Here is a 15,882-nt window from a genome sequence, read left to right as displayed (position 1 = left end):
TTTGTTTTTGGCTATTTCGTTCGTCATTCACTTTTCAGTAAGGATATATTCCTTATGATAAAATGCAAAGTTTGTTAACAAAGCGCCATCCGTTATTCGGAGCATTGGTTGCTGTCGCGTTTGCGTTTTGCTCATGTTCTACGATCCCAGTTGTCGTATCGCTTTTAAACCAGAAGGTCCGTTTCGGTATTGTGATGATTTTTCTCTTTGATTCTCCTGTGCTCGATCCAATCATATTGACACTCATGGCTGCGACACTCGGAGTAAAAAAAGGAGAAGTAGAGATCGGAAAGAAACGAAACATGAGAGAAGCTTTACAGGAGACCTTTCACTTAATAAAAACGGTTTATCCATATTTGCTTTTGGGTGCAGGCATTGAAGCCATTATTCATGGTGCTGTACTGACAGAATGGATTTCAACCTATATGGGGGGTGATAAGTGGTGGCTTGTTCCACTTGCAGCAATCATCGGAATTCCTTTGTATATCCGCCTTTTCACGATGATTCCCATTTCACAAATGTTGATTGCAAAAGGCATGGCATTAGGACCTGTTATGGCGCCGATGGTTAGCTCAGCAGGGGCAAGCTTACCGGAGATCACATGATTACACAGTATCTTTAGAAAGAAGCTGGTCTTTGCGTTTGTAGGTTCTGTCATGACGATGGCAACGTTATCAGGATTTTTATTCTATATCATTTAAGGAGTGATAACTTATGAATCACGTTAATAACGATCAAATCCGGCAAAATGTCCGCAGCCGCTATAAGCAAATTGCGCTGCAGGAAGTAAATTCTAGAAGCTGTTGTTCAGACTCTTCCGGATGTTGTGGTACACCTAATGAGGTATCAGCAAAACTAGGATACTCGGATGAGGAATTATCTGCCGTGCCAGAAGGAGCTAATCTTGGACTTGGTTGCGGCAACCCGCTAGCAATTGCGGAATTGAACCCCGGAGATGTGGTGTTGGATCTTGGTTGTGGTGCCGGTTTCGATTGCTTTTTGGCTGCTCGTCAGGTCGGAGAAACCGGGCGCGTCATTGGTGTGGATATGACACCAGAAATGATCAGCAAAGCACGCAACAATGCTGCCAAGGGTGGCTTTACCAATACTGAATTTCGGTTAGGAGAAATCGAATATTTACCGGTGGCAGATGGTTCGGTGGATGTCATTATTTCCAATTGCGTCATTAATCTTTCTCCAGATAAGCCCCAGGTGTTCAAGGAAGCCTATCGTGTGCTGAAACCAGGAGGGCGCCTTGTCATTTCCGACGTTGTGGCGACGGCAGAACTTCCATCGGAAATCAAAAACAATATGGATGTCTTGTATTCGGGCTGCGTATCAGGAGCAGCATCGATTGGTGAACTGGAATCCATGTTACAACAGAGTGGATTCACACAGATCACCATTGAACCAAAAGATGAATCGAAGGAGTTTATCAAAGATTGGGTGCCTGGAGCGAACATCGAGGATTACATTGTTTCTGCGATCATTAAAGCAATGAAACCTTAAAAAATGTGGTGTAACAGATCGGAACTCGTTGGGGAAGAAAAGCGTGAGTGTTGCTAATGTTACATGGAAAAGGCATTAGGCGATTCCTAGTGCCTTTTCTGTATGAAAATAAGGAGGGATTTTTCATATGAACATTCGTAACTTTCGCAAAGAGGATTGGATGCAAGTGAAGGAAATTTACGAGCAAGGAATTGCGACAGGACAAGCAACGTTTGAAACGACAGCACCATCGTTTGAAAAATGGGAATCGACCATTGCCGCAAATTTATGTTTGGTCGCTGAAAACGAAGAAGGCATTCAAGGCTGGTGTAAGATAAGTAAAGTATCGGATCGCTGCGTGTATGAAGGGGTGGGAGAGGTGAGTGTGTATGTTCGAGATGTGAGTCGGGGAAAAGGAGTGGGAAAAAAACTTCTACAAGCTATGATCAAAGAATCCGAGGCAAAAGGATTTTGGACATTAACAGCAGGGATTTTCCCTGAAAACATACCAAGTTTACGTTTACATCAAAGTGTTGGATTTCGTGAAGTTGGTATCCGACAACGTATAGGAAAGTTAAATGGGGTATGGCGTGATGTGGTATTGCTTGAGCGTCGCAGTCCAGTTGTAGGTATAGACTGATTATGAATTTTATATTATGTAATCACTTTGTATATATAAAAGTGGCAGATTATTCTCGGATTCATAGCGAACCAAAATAAATCTGCCACTAGAGTTAGATCCAAATACAATTGTGTTATTTCCATATACCATTCTGTCAATGTACAGCCCCTCGTTGTGGGTTATGTCCTCCTCTGCAAAAAACAGTATATTTTGTTAATTGTATTTAACTTTTTCCAAGGCTCTTTTGTTATTGGATGAAACGAAGATCATGAATTAAAAAATCTTTTTTTATCGGACAGCTAGGAGTGTAAAGACATTCAGCTAACGATTGTTGTTGGAGTTTGTTTGCCATTGCTCCTTTAAAGAAGGCAATGGCTTTTTTTTCATTTGTTATTAATTTTAAATGTTCATTGTTTTTTCCGAATACTTGGAATTGCTTGATTACCAGCGGTGAGCAATAAAACAACGGCTTTGGAAATGACATTCCGAATGGTTCTAAAACGCCTAAGTCATCAAAAATATGCATAGGGAACTGATGTAAGGGAATTGTACTAATATATTTTAATTTTGGAGTTAGTGGCGGTTCGTCTAAGGCTGCTAGTTGAATCGCTTCTCTAAAAGCATGAATATGATCAAAATCGGGTTTAATCGAAAAACCAGCAGCGGCTCGATGACCACCGTATTTGGTTAAGAAATGGGAGCATTTCTTAATCACATTAATCATGGAAAAATCCGTCGCATTTACACTTCTGGCAGAACCGGCTCCTGTCAAGGAAATCACAATCGCTGGCTTTTTGAATTTATTGGCTATTTTTGCAGCAATGAGACCGATAATTCCGCTGTGAAAATCATCGCAAACAACAATAACATTTTGTTTGTACCATTGATTTTGAATAATTTGTTCCTCAATACGTTGGAATTGTTCTTTTGTCATTTGTTGCCGCTTTTTATTTAAAGTAATTAATGAATAAAGATCGGCTTTTGCACATAAAGGGTTGACTAGGATATCCACAGCTTGGTTTGGATCACCAATTCGTCCCGACGAGTTAAAAATCGGTCCAATTTGAAAGCTAATGGTGGAACTATCGACATATTTAATTCGTAACATCTCAAAGAGTTTTTTTAATACAGGGGTTGGTGTATAGTTCATTTTTTGCAATCCAAGTTTACAAATAATACGATTTTCTCCTTTGAGAGGCATTAGATCCGCAATCGTACCTAACGTGGCAAACTCAATAAATTCGTAAACATGTTTATCCCAAGGAATTTTTCCTGCCATAAATAGTGCCTGTACGACTTTTAAAGCGACTCCCGCACCTGCCAGATGCGGGAAAGGATAAGTGTTGTCATGACGCTTTGGATTAATAAACGCATAACAGTCGGGATGCGGACCTAAAACTTCGTGATGATCCGTAACAATGACATCCATGCCTCTTCTTTTTGCCACTTCCATGGCAGGGTGGGCGCTTGATCCATTGTCTACTGTAATAATTAAAGAGACATCTTCCGGAACTTTTTCCATTGCTTTCGGTGACAAACCGTAACCTTCGCTACGAAGTGGCAATCGATACTGGACATCTGCTTTAAATTTCTTTAAAGCTTTGTACAGGATAGCCGTTGCTGTCATTCCATCTACATCATAATCACCATAAATGAAAATCTTTTCTTTTTGCGTCAAGGCTTTAATAATGCGTATAATCGCTTTTTTCATGTCATTCATCAGAAATGGATCATGAAAATCATCTATGGTCGGAAATATGAATCGTGATACTTTTTCGCAATTGTCGATGCCGTGAATAAACAAGTGGTGCATCAGTACCGGTTCGATATCAAACTGTCTTGCCATATAGGTGATCAAAGCTTTATTGGGATGTTTTTCTAGTGATGTATCAAACGGTACCCAATCCATACTTACCGTCCTCTCGTGAGTTGTAAAACCAAACATATTTTTTGGCTTGAAAAACGTTTAATGTTTGAAAAAATCGGTCGGATGGGATGTTTTTTGTTCCGTAGTATTCTTGATAAAAAAACGCAAGGTACTCTAGAGGACGGTTATATGTTAAATACTCTCTGTAAAAATTAATTGGCATCGGGAATGCGTTCTCGTATTCAATTCCTCCTTTTGACAACACAAAATACAACTCGAATGGCGTGTCGATTTCAAGCGAACTCATCACTTCTTTATAAAAAATGACACCCGAATTTTTGTAAGAGATCAGTTCTTTTTTTAGATGAAGCAGATTCTGAAATTGATTAGTATCGAGCAATTGGCGTAAGGTGATCGGTTTCATGCTGTCAACTCCATTTACTGAATGTTTAATACGATTTCAATATCCTTTTCATCAAGTAAAATCACTTTTTCAACAATCGTTTTAATTAATGATTTTGCTTCCGGGACTGGTAAAACATCGATTGCATCGATCACATTGTTCATTTTTTCTTTCACCATTGCCTCAAGCTTTTTTACATCCACCGAAGAAGCATTTTCCGTTTTTTGAACTTCTGCAATGATTTGTTCCATCCGCTTTTTTTCTTCATTTAAATCTTCTAATTCAATGAGTCCTGCAGTGTACGCTTCCACTTTTCGTTTATAACGGTTTTTAGCGGTTCGAATTTTTTGCTCGATTGTGCTCTCTTCGTTTTCAGCAGCCTTTTGAATAAGATGAGGAATCATTTGGGAGTTAATCGAATCGGCTAACTTTAATAACCCATGTTTAAACCATGATTCCACATCGTCAGCGCGGTACTGTTTGCTTGTACACGTTCCTTTGTTTTTGTTAGCGGAACAACGGTAAACGCGATAGCGATTTTTCGCTGAACCTGACCAACCAATGCTCATTCCTGAACCACATCTGCCGCATTTTAATAGTCCACCAAGCAAATGCGGACTTGTCTGTGCTCGAGGTGCCATTTGTTTTTTATTTACTCTTTTTTGTACTTGTTCCCATGTAGCTTGATCAATAATAGCTGGACAAGCGTCTTCAAGGACAACCCAATCAGCGTCATCTTTTTTTACCCGCTTCGATTTACTGGAATCCATGCGGTTCCAAACCAGGGTTCCTTTATATACGGGATTCGTAAGCATTAGTTTAATAGCCCGAATCGACCATTCTTTTTTCTGACGAGAAGGTATTCCTTCTTCATTTAGCTTTTTAGCAATCGCATAGTAGCCGAGCCCTTTATTAAGGTACCAATCATAAACGTTTCGAACGATTTGTGCTTCCGGTTCATAAATAACCAACTCTTTATTCTGTAACCGATAACCGTAAGGGCTTTGTGTTAACCATTTTCCTTGTCTGGCTGCGTGCAGCATGTTTTCAAAAACACGTTCCCGAATTCGTTCTCGTTCAAACTCAGCAACCGCACCTAAAACCTGTAAGGTGAGACGACCGGATGGAGTATTGGTGTCAAACGATTCACTAATCGAAATAAATGAAACGTTATGCTCCTGGAACATATCAATTAATTTCAAAAGATCCAATAGTCGTCGGCTCAAACGGTCCAATTTCGTGACTAATATTTTGGAAATCGTCCCCTTTTTTACTTCCTTTAATAAACGATTTAATTCCGGACGATCAAGATTCTTAGCAGAATAACCGTCATCTATAAAAAGTAGAGGTTCTTCACTCCATCCCATGGCTCGGCAATAAGCTTTTAGCCGTTCTTGTTGTTCATCGAGCGAAATCCCTTCCCGAGCTTGTTCGTCCGTAGAAACGCGGCAATATAAAGCAATCGATCTTTCTTGAAAAGTGTCTTTCATACAGATTGCCTCCAACACTGTTTGTCCCATATCCCATATATATGTGTGGATGAACCAAACAATGAGTTTGGGCGATTTGCAGGGTTGTCCCACCTCACTTTCTGCATATGTATGAGCAAAGGGGGAATACGATGGAAGATGTGAAAGTTCGCTTCTCCGTAAATAGCAGTTTAGGAAAATTTTCATTTGACGACATCCACGATCTTCATAGCCACCCCGTTGCTCAAATGATCCAAGAAAAAATGGTTGCATGGGAACAGAAGTTTAAGGGAAGCGCAATTCATCACCTATTGCATAAAGAAATCGGTCAGGAACAAGCCAAACAGATTCAAGTTGCCTTCCAACAAAAAGAGAGCCAACCGATCGATGGTTAGGCTCTCCTTTTTTGTTAATTTTATTCATGATTATAAACATATGTTTATTATAGTGAATAAAATTCCCAAAATTTGTTTATCATAAAATTAGCGAGTGGAGTTTTCATTTAAAAACAAATGAACTCCTCGTTCCAGTGTGGAAAGGAGGTAATCAGCGACTTCAGGGTGCTTTTGTTCCAATTCCTTTAGTTGTTTCATGACATGCTGGATCCGAATATCGAATTCGCTATCACTGGAATGTGTTGTTTCAACAGGAAGGAGTGAGAGTTCTTCTTGAAGTTTTTCGAGAAGTGAAAGCTGAATGGTATCTGTTTTACCCGTTTCTAAATTGCTGAGATAAGCGGGAGAAACATTTAACCGTTCAGCGAAAGCATTTAAACTGATTCCTTTTTGTTTTCTTAGCACACGAATTCGTTCTCCTATATGTTGCAACATATTCGAATTCCTCCATAAAAATGGCTAGACGCATGTATTTTCAAAGAAATACAGGTTTGGTTAGAAACAAAGGCTTTATTGTATTTCAACATTCATCCAAAAAAATCCTGTTTGTAAGCTTAAGTTTTAGAAAAACATCATAAATTTTTTGAGGAGAGATAGAAATGAAAAGAAAAATCCCAAAAGTAACTTGCCAAGTCGTTTCTATTCAATATGTTCATGATCCAGAGGCAGCTGAAAAGTGGTTTGACTTGTACACAGATATTATTTTGAAGCAAATACAGAACAGGCAAGAAACGAAAAGGGACTCGGAGGTGTTGGATGATTGAAAACGGTTGCTTACTACCGCAACTCGATTAGCAAAGAAAAGCAGAAGTTATCCATTGAAATGCAAATGCAGCATGTGCATGAGGTAGCAGCAAAAAACCGTTTATTGATCGATGATGAGTTTATGGATCGAGAAACGTCCGCCAGAAAAAAGAAAATGGAAGAGAGAAAGGGCATGGCGCAGCTAATCGAGGAAATAAAAAAGGGGCGCGTAAAAAATTTAATTGTGTACAGCCGTTGCCGCTTGGCACGAAATGTACAACAGTATATGAGTTTATATGATTTACTAAGGCAGCATAAGGTAAATGTCATTTTCGCAGCGGACTTTGAATTTCCTATGATGTATACGGCGGAGGCTGAATTAATTGAACGGATTGTCGCCGCCATGAACCAGGAAGATGCTGAAAAATTGGTTCAAAAATTGCAAGATTCTAAAGTAACTGTAGCAAGAGAAGGAAAACATGCTGGGGGACGTATTCCATTTGGGTATCGATCACCCCGAGAGGATCTTGAAGAGGATAAGGAGGAGTCTGATTGGATTTTAGTTGAAGAGGAAGTAAAGACAATCCAAAACGTTTATGATTTATTTTTGCAAAAAGATTTTAGCTCCCTCACAAAATTTGTAGAGATAGTAAACGAATTGGGACTGCGCTTTAAAGATAATAAGGAATGGAACTATTCTAATATGCAAAACGTTCTTACAAACCCTATTTACAAAGGAAAAAGAATATCTCACATAAAGGGAGAAGAAATTGAAAAAGATGTGCCGCATCTTAAGATTGTCGATGAAACAGTATGGGAAAACGTTCAAAAGAAAATGAGTAAGGTTGTAAAGAGACGCAAAAAATCAAAAGAAAATCAAAATGAAAACCATGTATTTTTATTAAAAGAGCTTGTTTATTGTGATGAATGTAATCAAGTAATGCATGGCAAGCCACATCAATTAAAGGGTAAAACGTTTTTAGTGTATAAATGTAAAAAACATTCCAAAGTGCGAGCATCAAAAGATTGGTTAGAAAACACAGTTATTGAACATGCGAATGAGTTCTTTAACCAAATTATTCATACGCAATTTGCGGAGGTTATTGAGAAAATATACAAGGGAGAAACGAAGGGATATATCGAAGCCATTAAGCAAATTGACCGTGAACTGAAACAGTTAGAGGAAAGTATGGTACAGAGAGTGGAGCATGCTCTGGCAAAGGAAGAAGAACTTCAATTAAACAAGTCGATGTTACAGATGTTAAAGAAATATGAACAAAGCTTGTTTGTTAAATCCGAATTAGAATCCAGGATTTTCGAAATGAACGAAAAGTTTAAGACGATACATGATTGGAAACAGGAATCATCGTTGAAAATGATTGATCCGGACATGGAAGACGATCAAAAAATAGAATTGCTGCAGGACATTATCTCTCGTGTTCGGGTCAGTAAAGAGAAAATTGAAATTATTTTCCGTCATCCATTATTTACAGGATTGGAGGGAAGGGAAGAAATTGGACTTATCTAAGATTTTGACACCCGGCATGAAGGGGGTTTTTTATGGTCGGCATTCCACGCATAAGCAGACAATGGAAACACAGCGTCGTAGCGCCTATGATTTAGCCGAAAAATATCAGTGTACAATTGTGGAGGAAATTCTGGACGAGGGAGTGTCTTCACGAAAAAAAGATCGTGAAGGATATAAGCGATTGATTGCTGCAGCTTATGAAAAGAAATTTGACTTCGTTATTATCTACTCACATTCCCGTATTGCACGCATACCTGAAGAACATGATCTGATACGCGCAACGATGCATATATTAGATATCCCAATCATCGAAAGTGAAACAGAAAGTTTATATGATTTTGGCGACACTATTTTTAGAGCGATTAAAGATGGAATAGCCAAATATGAGCTGGATAAAATCCGGATCAATACAAAAAATGCAATTGAAACGTTGGCGAAAAATGGACGATGGACAGGTGGCAGGGCTCCGTTTGGGTATCAGTATACTTCCAAAAAGGAAGGAGGAACTGAAAAGTTTGATATAGTGGAAGCTGAAATAGAATTGGTGAAAAAAGTGTTTGAGTTATATAAAAATCATCATGGTTTTTCATCTATTGCCAGACAGCTTCCTGAAAACAGTTATCGTGGAAAAGCATGGACTAAGGACCGTGTAAAAAACATCATTACGAATCCCTTTTATGCAGGTTATATCGCGATCAGAAGAAAGCACGAAAAGAAACACAATGCGTTAAAAGACAGAAGTGAGTGGATAATGAAAAAAAGTCCACTTATTCCGGCGGTTTTAACGATTGAAGAATGGGAATATTGCTGGAATCTATACAAAACAAAGAACGAGAGAAAAATTCCACCGAAACACTTTAAAACATCTTTTCTGTTAACAGGTTTGTTAAAGTGCCAAAATTGTAATGGGGGGTTAATTGGAAAAGATCAGCGAACGACGAGCAACCAGGGAAAAGTATATGGAAAGAAAGTGTATTTATGCAAATCATGCAATTATAAAATAGATGCAGATGATGCACATCAAACGGTATTAAAAGTATTCAGAAGTTATCAAGGTGTAGATACAGAGAAACTGATCTCGGCTGTTCAGGAAAAAGTGGAAACAGAAATTAGCAACATCAAGAAAAGTATTGAGGATTTAAAAGTGTCATGGCAAACAGAAAAACGAAAACTCCAGCTTTGCGATATTGAAATTGAAAAAGCCTTTAAAAGGAAGGAAGAAAAGGAACCTCACATCAAAATATTGATCATTACAAAAGATCGAATCCTAAACAAAGTTCATCAAATTGAACATTGGATTGAGGAAAAAGAGGCAAAAATAAAATTCTTAGAAGAGGTTCAAAAAAATGAAAATTTAATTAGAGATCATTTAAAACAATTTCAGGCTCCTGTCTCTAGCTGCAATGAAGATATGCGAGCGTTGTTCCTGTATTTATTTGAAGAAATTATGGTTAATAAAAAAGGACATTTGCAATGTAAACTACGTTTCAATTTAGATGATAAATGATACAAAAATCTCCTCATTTGCAGGAGATTTTTTTATTTATGTAATAACATATCTCGGTGATTAGGTGCATATATTGGTAGGTAAAGCAATTTTTCTCGGTAATTAAGGGTAGGACCCGATCGCGATCAGCCCCAAATTACCGATATTGATACGACTGAAATTCAAGAAAAACCTTTGATTTCAAGGGACAAGCTGGGGTTTGTCCTAATTTTATTATGGACAAGGAAGTCCTTTTTTAACAGTTCTCGGTTATTTGGATAGAGGAGATTTGGAAACTCGGTAATTAGGTTGGTTAAGTATTACTGTTACATCTTATCGATCCAATGTCAAAGATGATTAGACCAACTGTGTTGAAGAATATGTTAGTGCAATACCGTGTCAATGCTTAAAACAGAATAATGAGAATTAGAAAAAGAAATCGAAACTAAACAACAAGATCTAATTCTATTCTCATTACAACTTTAAACAAGGAGGAGAGAACTTCCTTGTTTTTTAGCGACTAAAGTAAAGTTACATCACTAATGTTATGATCATAAATTTACCTTGATTCAAAATTAGATTAGGCGAACAAGCAAAATTGTTCGGTTTTGGAGTAGTAACAAGGAAAATCCAAGGATTTGCAGTTCGGCAAGGAGGTAGTTGAGGGATATGAAGGTTTTATATTAAAAAGAATCAGAATACTAAATGGGTTTTTGTTGAAATAAAGGTAATTTATTCGTTAAAATATTGGTGGTATCTGCCAATTGGGGGAGGTTTAATTGTTAATTCCATTTTGGTTTCGTTTATTATTTCTTTTTATGTCTTATTTTCCTTTATTTTTGGTACTGTTTATAAAATTTTTTAATTATGAATTCCTTGTTTATTGTATTAAATATTGGAGGTTTATCGATATATTGTTTCTGTTAGAGATTAAAACATTAAATGGAGTAATGGGACTTATATCAACTTTGCTGCTGGTAATTTCATTATTATCGATATTGTTTATATTGTTTGAATTAAGAACCACAGAGAAAAAAAGGATTGGACAGAAAAAATATACCATTAAGAAAATACAACCTAGGGATAGGGATATATTAGTTTACCTTGTTACTTATGTTTTACCGCTGATTAGTCTAGATATGGATAATTTTAGGGATATAATAGTTTTATTTGTTCTTATTCTTTTAATATTCTGGTTATCGATGTATTCAGATTTACTTTATGTCAATCCAGTTATGGCAGCTCTAAAATTAAGAATATACGCTATCGAAACAGATTTAGGTGAAGCACTCCTTATTTCTAAAAATGATAAATTCGAGGAATGCTTAGGTAAAAAAATAATTTGTTATCGTTTTATTAGAGATAAAGAAACAGTATTAATCGATGGGAGTAGGGGGCAACAAAATGAATGATGAATTGATTTATGTAAAAGAAAAAATTAATGAAATGGAACATAACAATGATTACGTTTACCAGTTATTTATAGTAGGTTCTGTACTAAGAGAAGGAACACAATCTGTTTATGATGATTGTGATCCAAAAGAAATTCCAATCGACCAATCAGTACAAGATTGGTTGTTGGGAACCACAAAGGCTTTGCTAGAGGATGTAACAGAAAATTATCAAGTATTAAATATTAGAGAAGTTGACGAAGAAAGCGAGACAATAAAAAGATATATTGAAATAAATAATTTAAATCAACTTTATTTATGGACTCAGCGTATAAATAATGAGCAAGTTGAAAATGATGCAAGGACTTTAATAAATAGAGATGATTTTAAACCTAAAGTGTTATTAGCGAAACTTGAAATTGATGATGAAATGAAGGTTTATTTTTTAAAAATAATAAACGAAAGTGTATTTCTAAAAAAACGTAAAATACTTGAAGTTGTGGATAGAGGTGATTATCAGATCTCCCAAGAAAGAGACAAGAAGCTTTTTTTAGACGATCAATGGGACGGAATTATAATTGGTAATAATGTTCTATTGTACAATGAAAATAAAATTTTATCTTTGTTTAGATATTATGAAAGATTTAGACAAGCAGCAGATGAAATAGTCGAACAGATAATGGAAAAAGGGATTGTTTCAGATGATTCTAACTTTTTACAATTTGTTCAGTCTCAGATAAGTCTTCAAAAGAAGCTAGCTAAGGCAGCTGATTATGGGTTGGAACGCATAAAAAGAGAGCGTATTGAGGAATTGATAAATACTGGCATGATTAATTTGCAATTAGATGAGCAAGGCAGGATAGTCTGTACCACAAAAGAAGAAGCGCGATTGGTTATTGATGTAATATTAGACAATTTTGTTTCCTCTTTAATTACTGATGATAAATACCGAGCTATCAATAAAATGCGTATACAATAATTACTGTGTTTTGTTGTGTCAGTGTTGGAATAAAATAAGCATCTTAGATAAACGAAGGCTGGGCGACGTATTGGCATCAGCGCATTTTGCGCGAGATGGATTTGACGAGCGATGAGGCGATTGAATTTGCGAAACTGAACGCCAACGTCGTGCAACCGTCGCGCACTGGCATCAATCCGTATTATTTAGGACTGAAAATTTTTGAAGACATTGAAGAGCGGTGGAACAACCCGACTGAGGAGATGAAAAAATACGGCGTCAAGCCGGGGTCGGGGAGGGCGAAAATTTTTGAAGTGCGCGAACTCGAATCCGACATTTCGTTTTTGCGCAACTATTTAACGAAAGAGCTCGTCATGCGCGAAGATATGTATTTGTTCCAAAAACAGGGGAAAGAATATAAAATCGTCGACAAAAACTGGGAGCATATCCGCGACCAACTCGTCAGCATGCGGGTAAACGGCGGATTCCCGTATATCACGGTCAATGACGGCGATTATATGCGCAACGGAGAGTTGTATTTGAAGCATTGGTATGAAGGAATCGAACTCGATCTGAAGTATTTAGAAAAAGTGCTCCCATACATTTATCAGTTGTGGGGCCGTCCGGTCCATATGGAGACGGTCGTCGAGGAAAAGCCGATGTTGTTTACGTATGACGGGAAAACGGTGCATCGGAAATATTTATAACATGAGGGCAGGGATCTCCTGCTTTTTTTGTTTGTCACGATGAATATGTGAAAAATGACACAAATTATTCGAAATCATGCCGGATAGCGTCCCCGATTTTATGAAATAATATGAAGTGGATAATTTGTGATGGTTGTCACAAATTCTTCACCACTGTTTGTTCGCCCGGGGGGATGGATATGTGGAAGCGGCATGAAAAAACGCTTGTGTTCGTTAGCTTTGCTGTTGCGGCTGTTGTCTTGCTTTCCTTGATTGGCCGCTTGTTTTCATAAGGGGGGATGAATCGTGAACGGTTACGATCCGGTGCTGCTTAGCCGTATTTTGACGGGATTGACACTGACGGTCCACATCATTTATGCCACGATCGGCGTCGGGATTCCACTGATGATCGCCATTGCCCAGTGGGTTGGGATTCGCAAAAATGATATGCATTACATCTTACTCGCTCGCCGCTGGACGCGCGGTTTTGTCATCACCGTAGCGGTCGGCGTGGTGACAGGAACAGCGATCGGCTTGCAGCTGTCGCTTTTATGGCCGAACTTTATGCAGCTGGCTGGCCAAGTGATCAGCTTGCCGCTGTTCATGGAGACGTTCGCCTTCTTTTTTGAAGCCATTTTCCTCGGCATTTATTTGTATACATGGGATCGGTTCGAAAATCAGAAAAAACATTTGCTTTTGCTTATCCCGGTGGCAATTGGGTCTTCAGCATCAGCCATGTTTATTACGATGGTGAACGCGTTTATGAATACGCCGCAAGGGTTTGAATTTAAAAACGGCGAGCTTGTCAACATCGATCCAATCGCGGCTATGTTCAACCCAGCGATGCCGACGAAAGTCGCCCATGTGCTGGCGACTTCGTATATGACGTCAGCATTCGTGCTTGCTTCGATCGCCGCTTGGCATTTATGGAAAGGCAATCGTCACATTTATCATCGCAAGGCACTTCATTTAATGATGAAAACAGCTTTTATTTTTTCGGTAGCCAGTGCATTGATTGGCGACTTATCGGGCAAATTTTTAGCCGAATACCAGCCAGAAAAGCTGGCGGCTGCTGAATGGCATTTTGAAACGAGCTCCCATGCACCGTTGATCCTGTTCGGCGCGCTCCAAGAAGACGGGGAAGTGAAATATGCCTTGGAAATTCCATATGCCCTTAGCATTTTGGCCCATAACCATCCCGCTGCGGTTGTGACCGGACTGAACGAAGTTCCGGAAGATGAACGCCCACCACTGTACATTCATTACTTATTCGATGTGATGGTCACGATCGGGGTGTTTTTAATGGTTGTCGCAGCCGCGTATTGGCTCGGATCGATTTTCCGCTGGAAGTGGACGGCGAAAAAGTGGTTTTTTGGACTGCTGGTGGCGGGAGGGCCGCTGGCGATGGCTGCGATTGAGGCGGGATGGTACTTAGCGGAAGTCGGGCGGCAGCCGTGGATTTTGCGCGGCTATATGAAAACGGCGGAAGGAGCGACATCGTCGGCGCATGTGGATACGATGCTTGTGTTGTTTTGCCTTTTGTATATGGTGTTAGTAATTGCGAGCGCAACAGTGCTCATCCGTATGTTCCGCCGCAACCCGGTTGAACGGGAGCTGGCAGAGCGGGCCAATAACGGGGAGGTGGCGCCATGACGCTCGAAGTCATTGGCATTTCGGTGTTATGGCTGTTTTTGTTCGGGTACATTATCGTTGCCTCGATTGATTTCGGGGCTGGGTTTTTCAGCGCCTATAGCCATTGGGCAAACAAACAGCATATTTTGCACCGCATCATTCAGCGCTATCTTTCCCCTGTATGGGAAGTGACGAACGTCTTTCTTGTCTTTTTCTTTGTCGGCATTGTCGGCTTTTTTCCGAAAACGGCGTATTATTACGGTTCTATTTTGCTTGTCCCGGCGAGCATCTCCATCATTTTGTTAGCTATTCGCGGCTCGTACTATGCGTTTCATACGTATGGGGGGACGGAACGGAACTGGTATTTAATCGCTTATGGATTGACGGGGTTGTTTATTCCGGCCTCCCTGTCCATCGTGTTGACGATTTCCGAAGGCGGGTTTGTGGAGGCAGGCGCCTCAGGCGTTGCGCTGGATTATGGGAAGCTGTTTGCAAGCCCGTTGTCATGGAGCATTGTGCTGCTCAGTGTGACGAGCGTTCTTTACATTTCTGCCGTTTTCTTAACGTACTATGCGGACGAGGCCAAGGATGAACGGGCGCGGGCGCTGTTGCGCCGCTACGCTCTTCTTTGGAGCGGGCCGACGATGTTGTCAGCGCTGCTCATTATTTACCAGCTCCGCTACCATAATCCCGAGCATTACGCCAACCTATGGAATGTGGCGTGGATGCTGGTCATTTCCTTTTTGTTTTTTGTCATTACCGTTTGGCTGCTTTGGCGGCAGCGGCGGTTCGGCTGGGCGTTTATTGCGCTGTTGTTTCAATATGCGTTCGCCTTTTACGCCTATGGCATTTCACATTATCCGTATTTGTTGTACCCGTATTTGACGATTTATGACGGGTTTACGAATGAGACGATGGCTATGGCGTTGATCGTCGCGTTTATTGCCGGCCTTCTGTTATTAATTCCGTCACTTTATTTGCTTATGCGCCTCTTTTTGTTTAACAAGGCGTACGTTAAAGGAAAATGGGAAGGGGGAAAAGGATAATGCAAACATTTTTGATCATGTATGCGCCGATGATCATCGTCGCCCTGTCGATCATCGCCGCGTTTTGGGCTGGTTTGAAAGATGTGCACGTAAATGAGTAGACACAATTTCAGCGTCTTGGTAATGCATAGTTTGCCGCCAATCGCCCACACTAGCGGATGACAACG

Annotated in this window: 15 protein-coding genes and 2 pseudogenes; 13 read left to right on the top strand and 4 right to left on the bottom strand. The window is 39.5% G+C overall.

Annotation, left to right across the window (positions count from 1 at the left end; all coding sequences use genetic code 11):
* Nucleotide 1 precedes the first annotated feature (1 nt).
* The 3 genes and pseudogenes from BRO54_RS13880 (at nt 2) to BRO54_RS13870 (ending at nt 2,128) form a co-directional block, all read left to right on the top strand.
* Nucleotides 2-701: pseudogene (locus BRO54_RS13880) on the top strand (permease).
* Between the two features lie 13 nt (nt 702-714).
* The gene (locus tag BRO54_RS13875) at nt 715-1,509 is read left to right on the top strand and encodes an arsenite methyltransferase (RefSeq protein ID WP_011230096.1); all 795 of its coding nucleotides are present in this window, start codon (nt 715-717) and stop codon (nt 1,507-1,509) included.
* Nucleotides 1,510-1,636: 127 nt separating this feature from the next.
* The gene (locus tag BRO54_RS13870; RefSeq protein ID WP_033024774.1) at nt 1,637-2,128 is read left to right on the top strand and encodes a GNAT family N-acetyltransferase; all 492 of its coding nucleotides are present in this window, start codon (nt 1,637-1,639) and stop codon (nt 2,126-2,128) included.
* A gap of 229 nt (nt 2,129-2,357) precedes the next feature.
* On the opposite strand, the gene recJ is transcribed toward BRO54_RS13870, so the two are convergent.
* Genes recJ through BRO54_RS13855 form a run of 3 tightly spaced genes read right to left on the bottom strand, consistent with a single transcriptional unit; the run spans nt 2,358 to nt 5,870 of the window.
* Entirely contained in the window at nt 2,358-4,019 is a 1,662-nt protein-coding gene (gene recJ / locus BRO54_RS13865; protein ID WP_074044322.1) for a single-stranded-DNA-specific exonuclease RecJ, read from the bottom strand.
* On the bottom strand, nt 4,000-4,401 hold the full coding sequence (locus BRO54_RS13860; RefSeq protein ID WP_021322496.1) for a hypothetical protein: 402 nt from the start codon (nt 4,399-4,401) through the stop codon (nt 4,000-4,002). The genes recJ and BRO54_RS13860 overlap by 20 nt, the downstream gene beginning before the upstream one ends.
* A 14-nt stretch (nt 4,402-4,415) precedes the next feature.
* Nucleotides 4,416-5,870: a recombinase family protein gene (locus BRO54_RS13855; RefSeq protein WP_074044321.1), complete on the bottom strand. Its 1,455-nt coding sequence runs from the start codon at nt 5,868-5,870 to the stop codon at nt 4,416-4,418.
* Nucleotides 5,871-6,001: 131 nt separating this feature from the next.
* Here BRO54_RS13855 and BRO54_RS13850 point away from each other — a divergent pair, with 131 nt between their 5' ends.
* Nucleotides 6,002-6,244: a hypothetical protein gene (locus BRO54_RS13850; RefSeq protein ID WP_011230100.1), complete on the top strand. Its 243-nt coding sequence runs from the start codon at nt 6,002-6,004 to the stop codon at nt 6,242-6,244.
* A gap of 87 nt (nt 6,245-6,331) precedes the next feature.
* On the opposite strand, the gene BRO54_RS13845 is transcribed toward BRO54_RS13850, so the two are convergent.
* Nucleotides 6,332-6,679: a helix-turn-helix domain-containing protein gene (locus tag BRO54_RS13845; RefSeq protein WP_011230101.1), complete on the bottom strand. Its 348-nt coding sequence runs from the start codon at nt 6,677-6,679 to the stop codon at nt 6,332-6,334.
* A gap of 164 nt (nt 6,680-6,843) precedes the next feature.
* Here BRO54_RS13845 and BRO54_RS20100 point away from each other — a divergent pair, with 164 nt between their 5' ends.
* The 9 genes and pseudogenes from BRO54_RS20100 to cydS all read left to right on the top strand — a co-directional run bounded on the left by BRO54_RS20100 (nt 6,844) and on the right by cydS (nt 15,816).
* The gene (locus tag BRO54_RS20100) at nt 6,844-7,008 is read left to right on the top strand and encodes a hypothetical protein (RefSeq protein WP_011230102.1); all 165 of its coding nucleotides are present in this window, start codon (nt 6,844-6,846) and stop codon (nt 7,006-7,008) included.
* Nucleotides 7,005-8,516, top strand: coding sequence for a recombinase family protein (locus BRO54_RS13840; protein WP_011230103.1), 1,512 nt, complete (start codon nt 7,005-7,007; stop codon nt 8,514-8,516). The genes BRO54_RS20100 and BRO54_RS13840 overlap by 4 nt, the downstream gene beginning before the upstream one ends.
* On the top strand, nt 8,503-10,023 hold the full coding sequence (locus tag BRO54_RS13835) for a recombinase family protein (RefSeq protein WP_033024778.1): 1,521 nt from the start codon (nt 8,503-8,505) through the stop codon (nt 10,021-10,023). Before BRO54_RS13840 ends, BRO54_RS13835 begins: the two co-directional genes overlap by 14 nt.
* Nucleotides 10,024-10,781: 758 nt before the next feature.
* Nucleotides 10,782-11,414: a hypothetical protein gene (locus BRO54_RS13830; protein WP_011230105.1), complete on the top strand. Its 633-nt coding sequence runs from the start codon at nt 10,782-10,784 to the stop codon at nt 11,412-11,414.
* Nucleotides 11,407-12,372 (top strand): Kiwa anti-phage protein KwaB-like domain-containing protein, encoded by a 966-nt coding sequence (locus BRO54_RS13825; RefSeq protein WP_011230106.1) that lies wholly within the window; start codon nt 11,407-11,409, stop codon nt 12,370-12,372. Before BRO54_RS13830 ends, BRO54_RS13825 begins: the two co-directional genes overlap by 8 nt.
* 47 nt (nt 12,373-12,419) lie before the next feature.
* Nucleotides 12,420-13,058: pseudogene (locus BRO54_RS13820) on the top strand (SpoVR family protein); the annotation flags it as partial.
* 285 nt (nt 13,059-13,343) lie between these two features.
* Nucleotides 13,344-14,690 carry a cytochrome ubiquinol oxidase subunit I gene (locus BRO54_RS13815; RefSeq protein WP_011230108.1) on the top strand — a complete coding sequence of 449 codons (1,347 nt, stop codon included), beginning with the start codon at nt 13,344-13,346 and terminating at the stop codon, nt 14,688-14,690.
* Nucleotides 14,687-15,715, top strand: coding sequence for a cytochrome d ubiquinol oxidase subunit II (locus BRO54_RS13810; RefSeq protein WP_011230109.1), 1,029 nt, complete (start codon nt 14,687-14,689; stop codon nt 15,713-15,715). Before BRO54_RS13815 ends, BRO54_RS13810 begins: the two co-directional genes overlap by 4 nt.
* On the top strand, nt 15,715-15,816 hold the full coding sequence (gene cydS / locus BRO54_RS21015) for a cytochrome bd oxidase small subunit CydS family protein (RefSeq protein WP_011230110.1): 102 nt from the start codon (nt 15,715-15,717) through the stop codon (nt 15,814-15,816). Before BRO54_RS13810 ends, cydS begins: the two co-directional genes overlap by 1 nt.
* The last annotated feature ends 66 nt before the right edge of the window (nt 15,817-15,882 follow it).

Origin of the sequence: Geobacillus proteiniphilus (assembly GCF_001908025.1) — a bacterium.
GTDB lineage: Bacteria > Bacillota > Bacilli > Bacillales > Anoxybacillaceae > Geobacillus > Geobacillus proteiniphilus.
The sequence above is the reverse complement of the archived record's forward strand: the minus strand, read 5'-3'. Positions and strand labels throughout refer to the sequence as shown.

Excerpts from the sequence above, each read along its gene's own strand:
- BRO54_RS13850 (WP_011230100.1), top strand. The coding sequence starts at position 6,002 with ATGGAAGATGTGAAAGTTCGCTTCTCCGTAAATAGCAGTTTAGGAAAA.
- BRO54_RS13875 (WP_011230096.1), top strand. The coding sequence starts at position 715 with ATGAATCACGTTAATAACGATCAAATCCGGCAAAATGTCCGCAGCCGC.
- BRO54_RS13870 (WP_033024774.1), top strand. The coding sequence starts at position 1,637 with ATGAACATTCGTAACTTTCGCAAAGAGGATTGGATGCAAGTGAAGGAA.
- BRO54_RS13845 (WP_011230101.1), bottom strand. The coding sequence starts at position 6,679 with ATGTTGCAACATATAGGAGAACGAATTCGTGTGCTAAGAAAACAAAAA.
- BRO54_RS13855 (WP_074044321.1), bottom strand. The coding sequence starts at position 5,870 with ATGAAAGACACTTTTCAAGAAAGATCGATTGCTTTATATTGCCGCGTT.
- BRO54_RS13825 (WP_011230106.1), top strand. The coding sequence starts at position 11,407 with ATGAATGATGAATTGATTTATGTAAAAGAAAAAATTAATGAAATGGAA.
- BRO54_RS20100 (WP_011230102.1), top strand. The coding sequence starts at position 6,844 with ATGAAAAGAAAAATCCCAAAAGTAACTTGCCAAGTCGTTTCTATTCAA.
- cydS (WP_011230110.1), top strand. The coding sequence starts at position 15,715 with ATGCAAACATTTTTGATCATGTATGCGCCGATGATCATCGTCGCCCTG.
- recJ (WP_074044322.1), bottom strand. The coding sequence starts at position 4,019 with ATGGATTGGGTACCGTTTGATACATCACTAGAAAAACATCCCAATAAA.
- BRO54_RS13860 (WP_021322496.1), bottom strand. The coding sequence starts at position 4,401 with ATGAAACCGATCACCTTACGCCAATTGCTCGATACTAATCAATTTCAG.
- BRO54_RS13810 (WP_011230109.1), top strand. The coding sequence starts at position 14,687 with ATGACGCTCGAAGTCATTGGCATTTCGGTGTTATGGCTGTTTTTGTTC.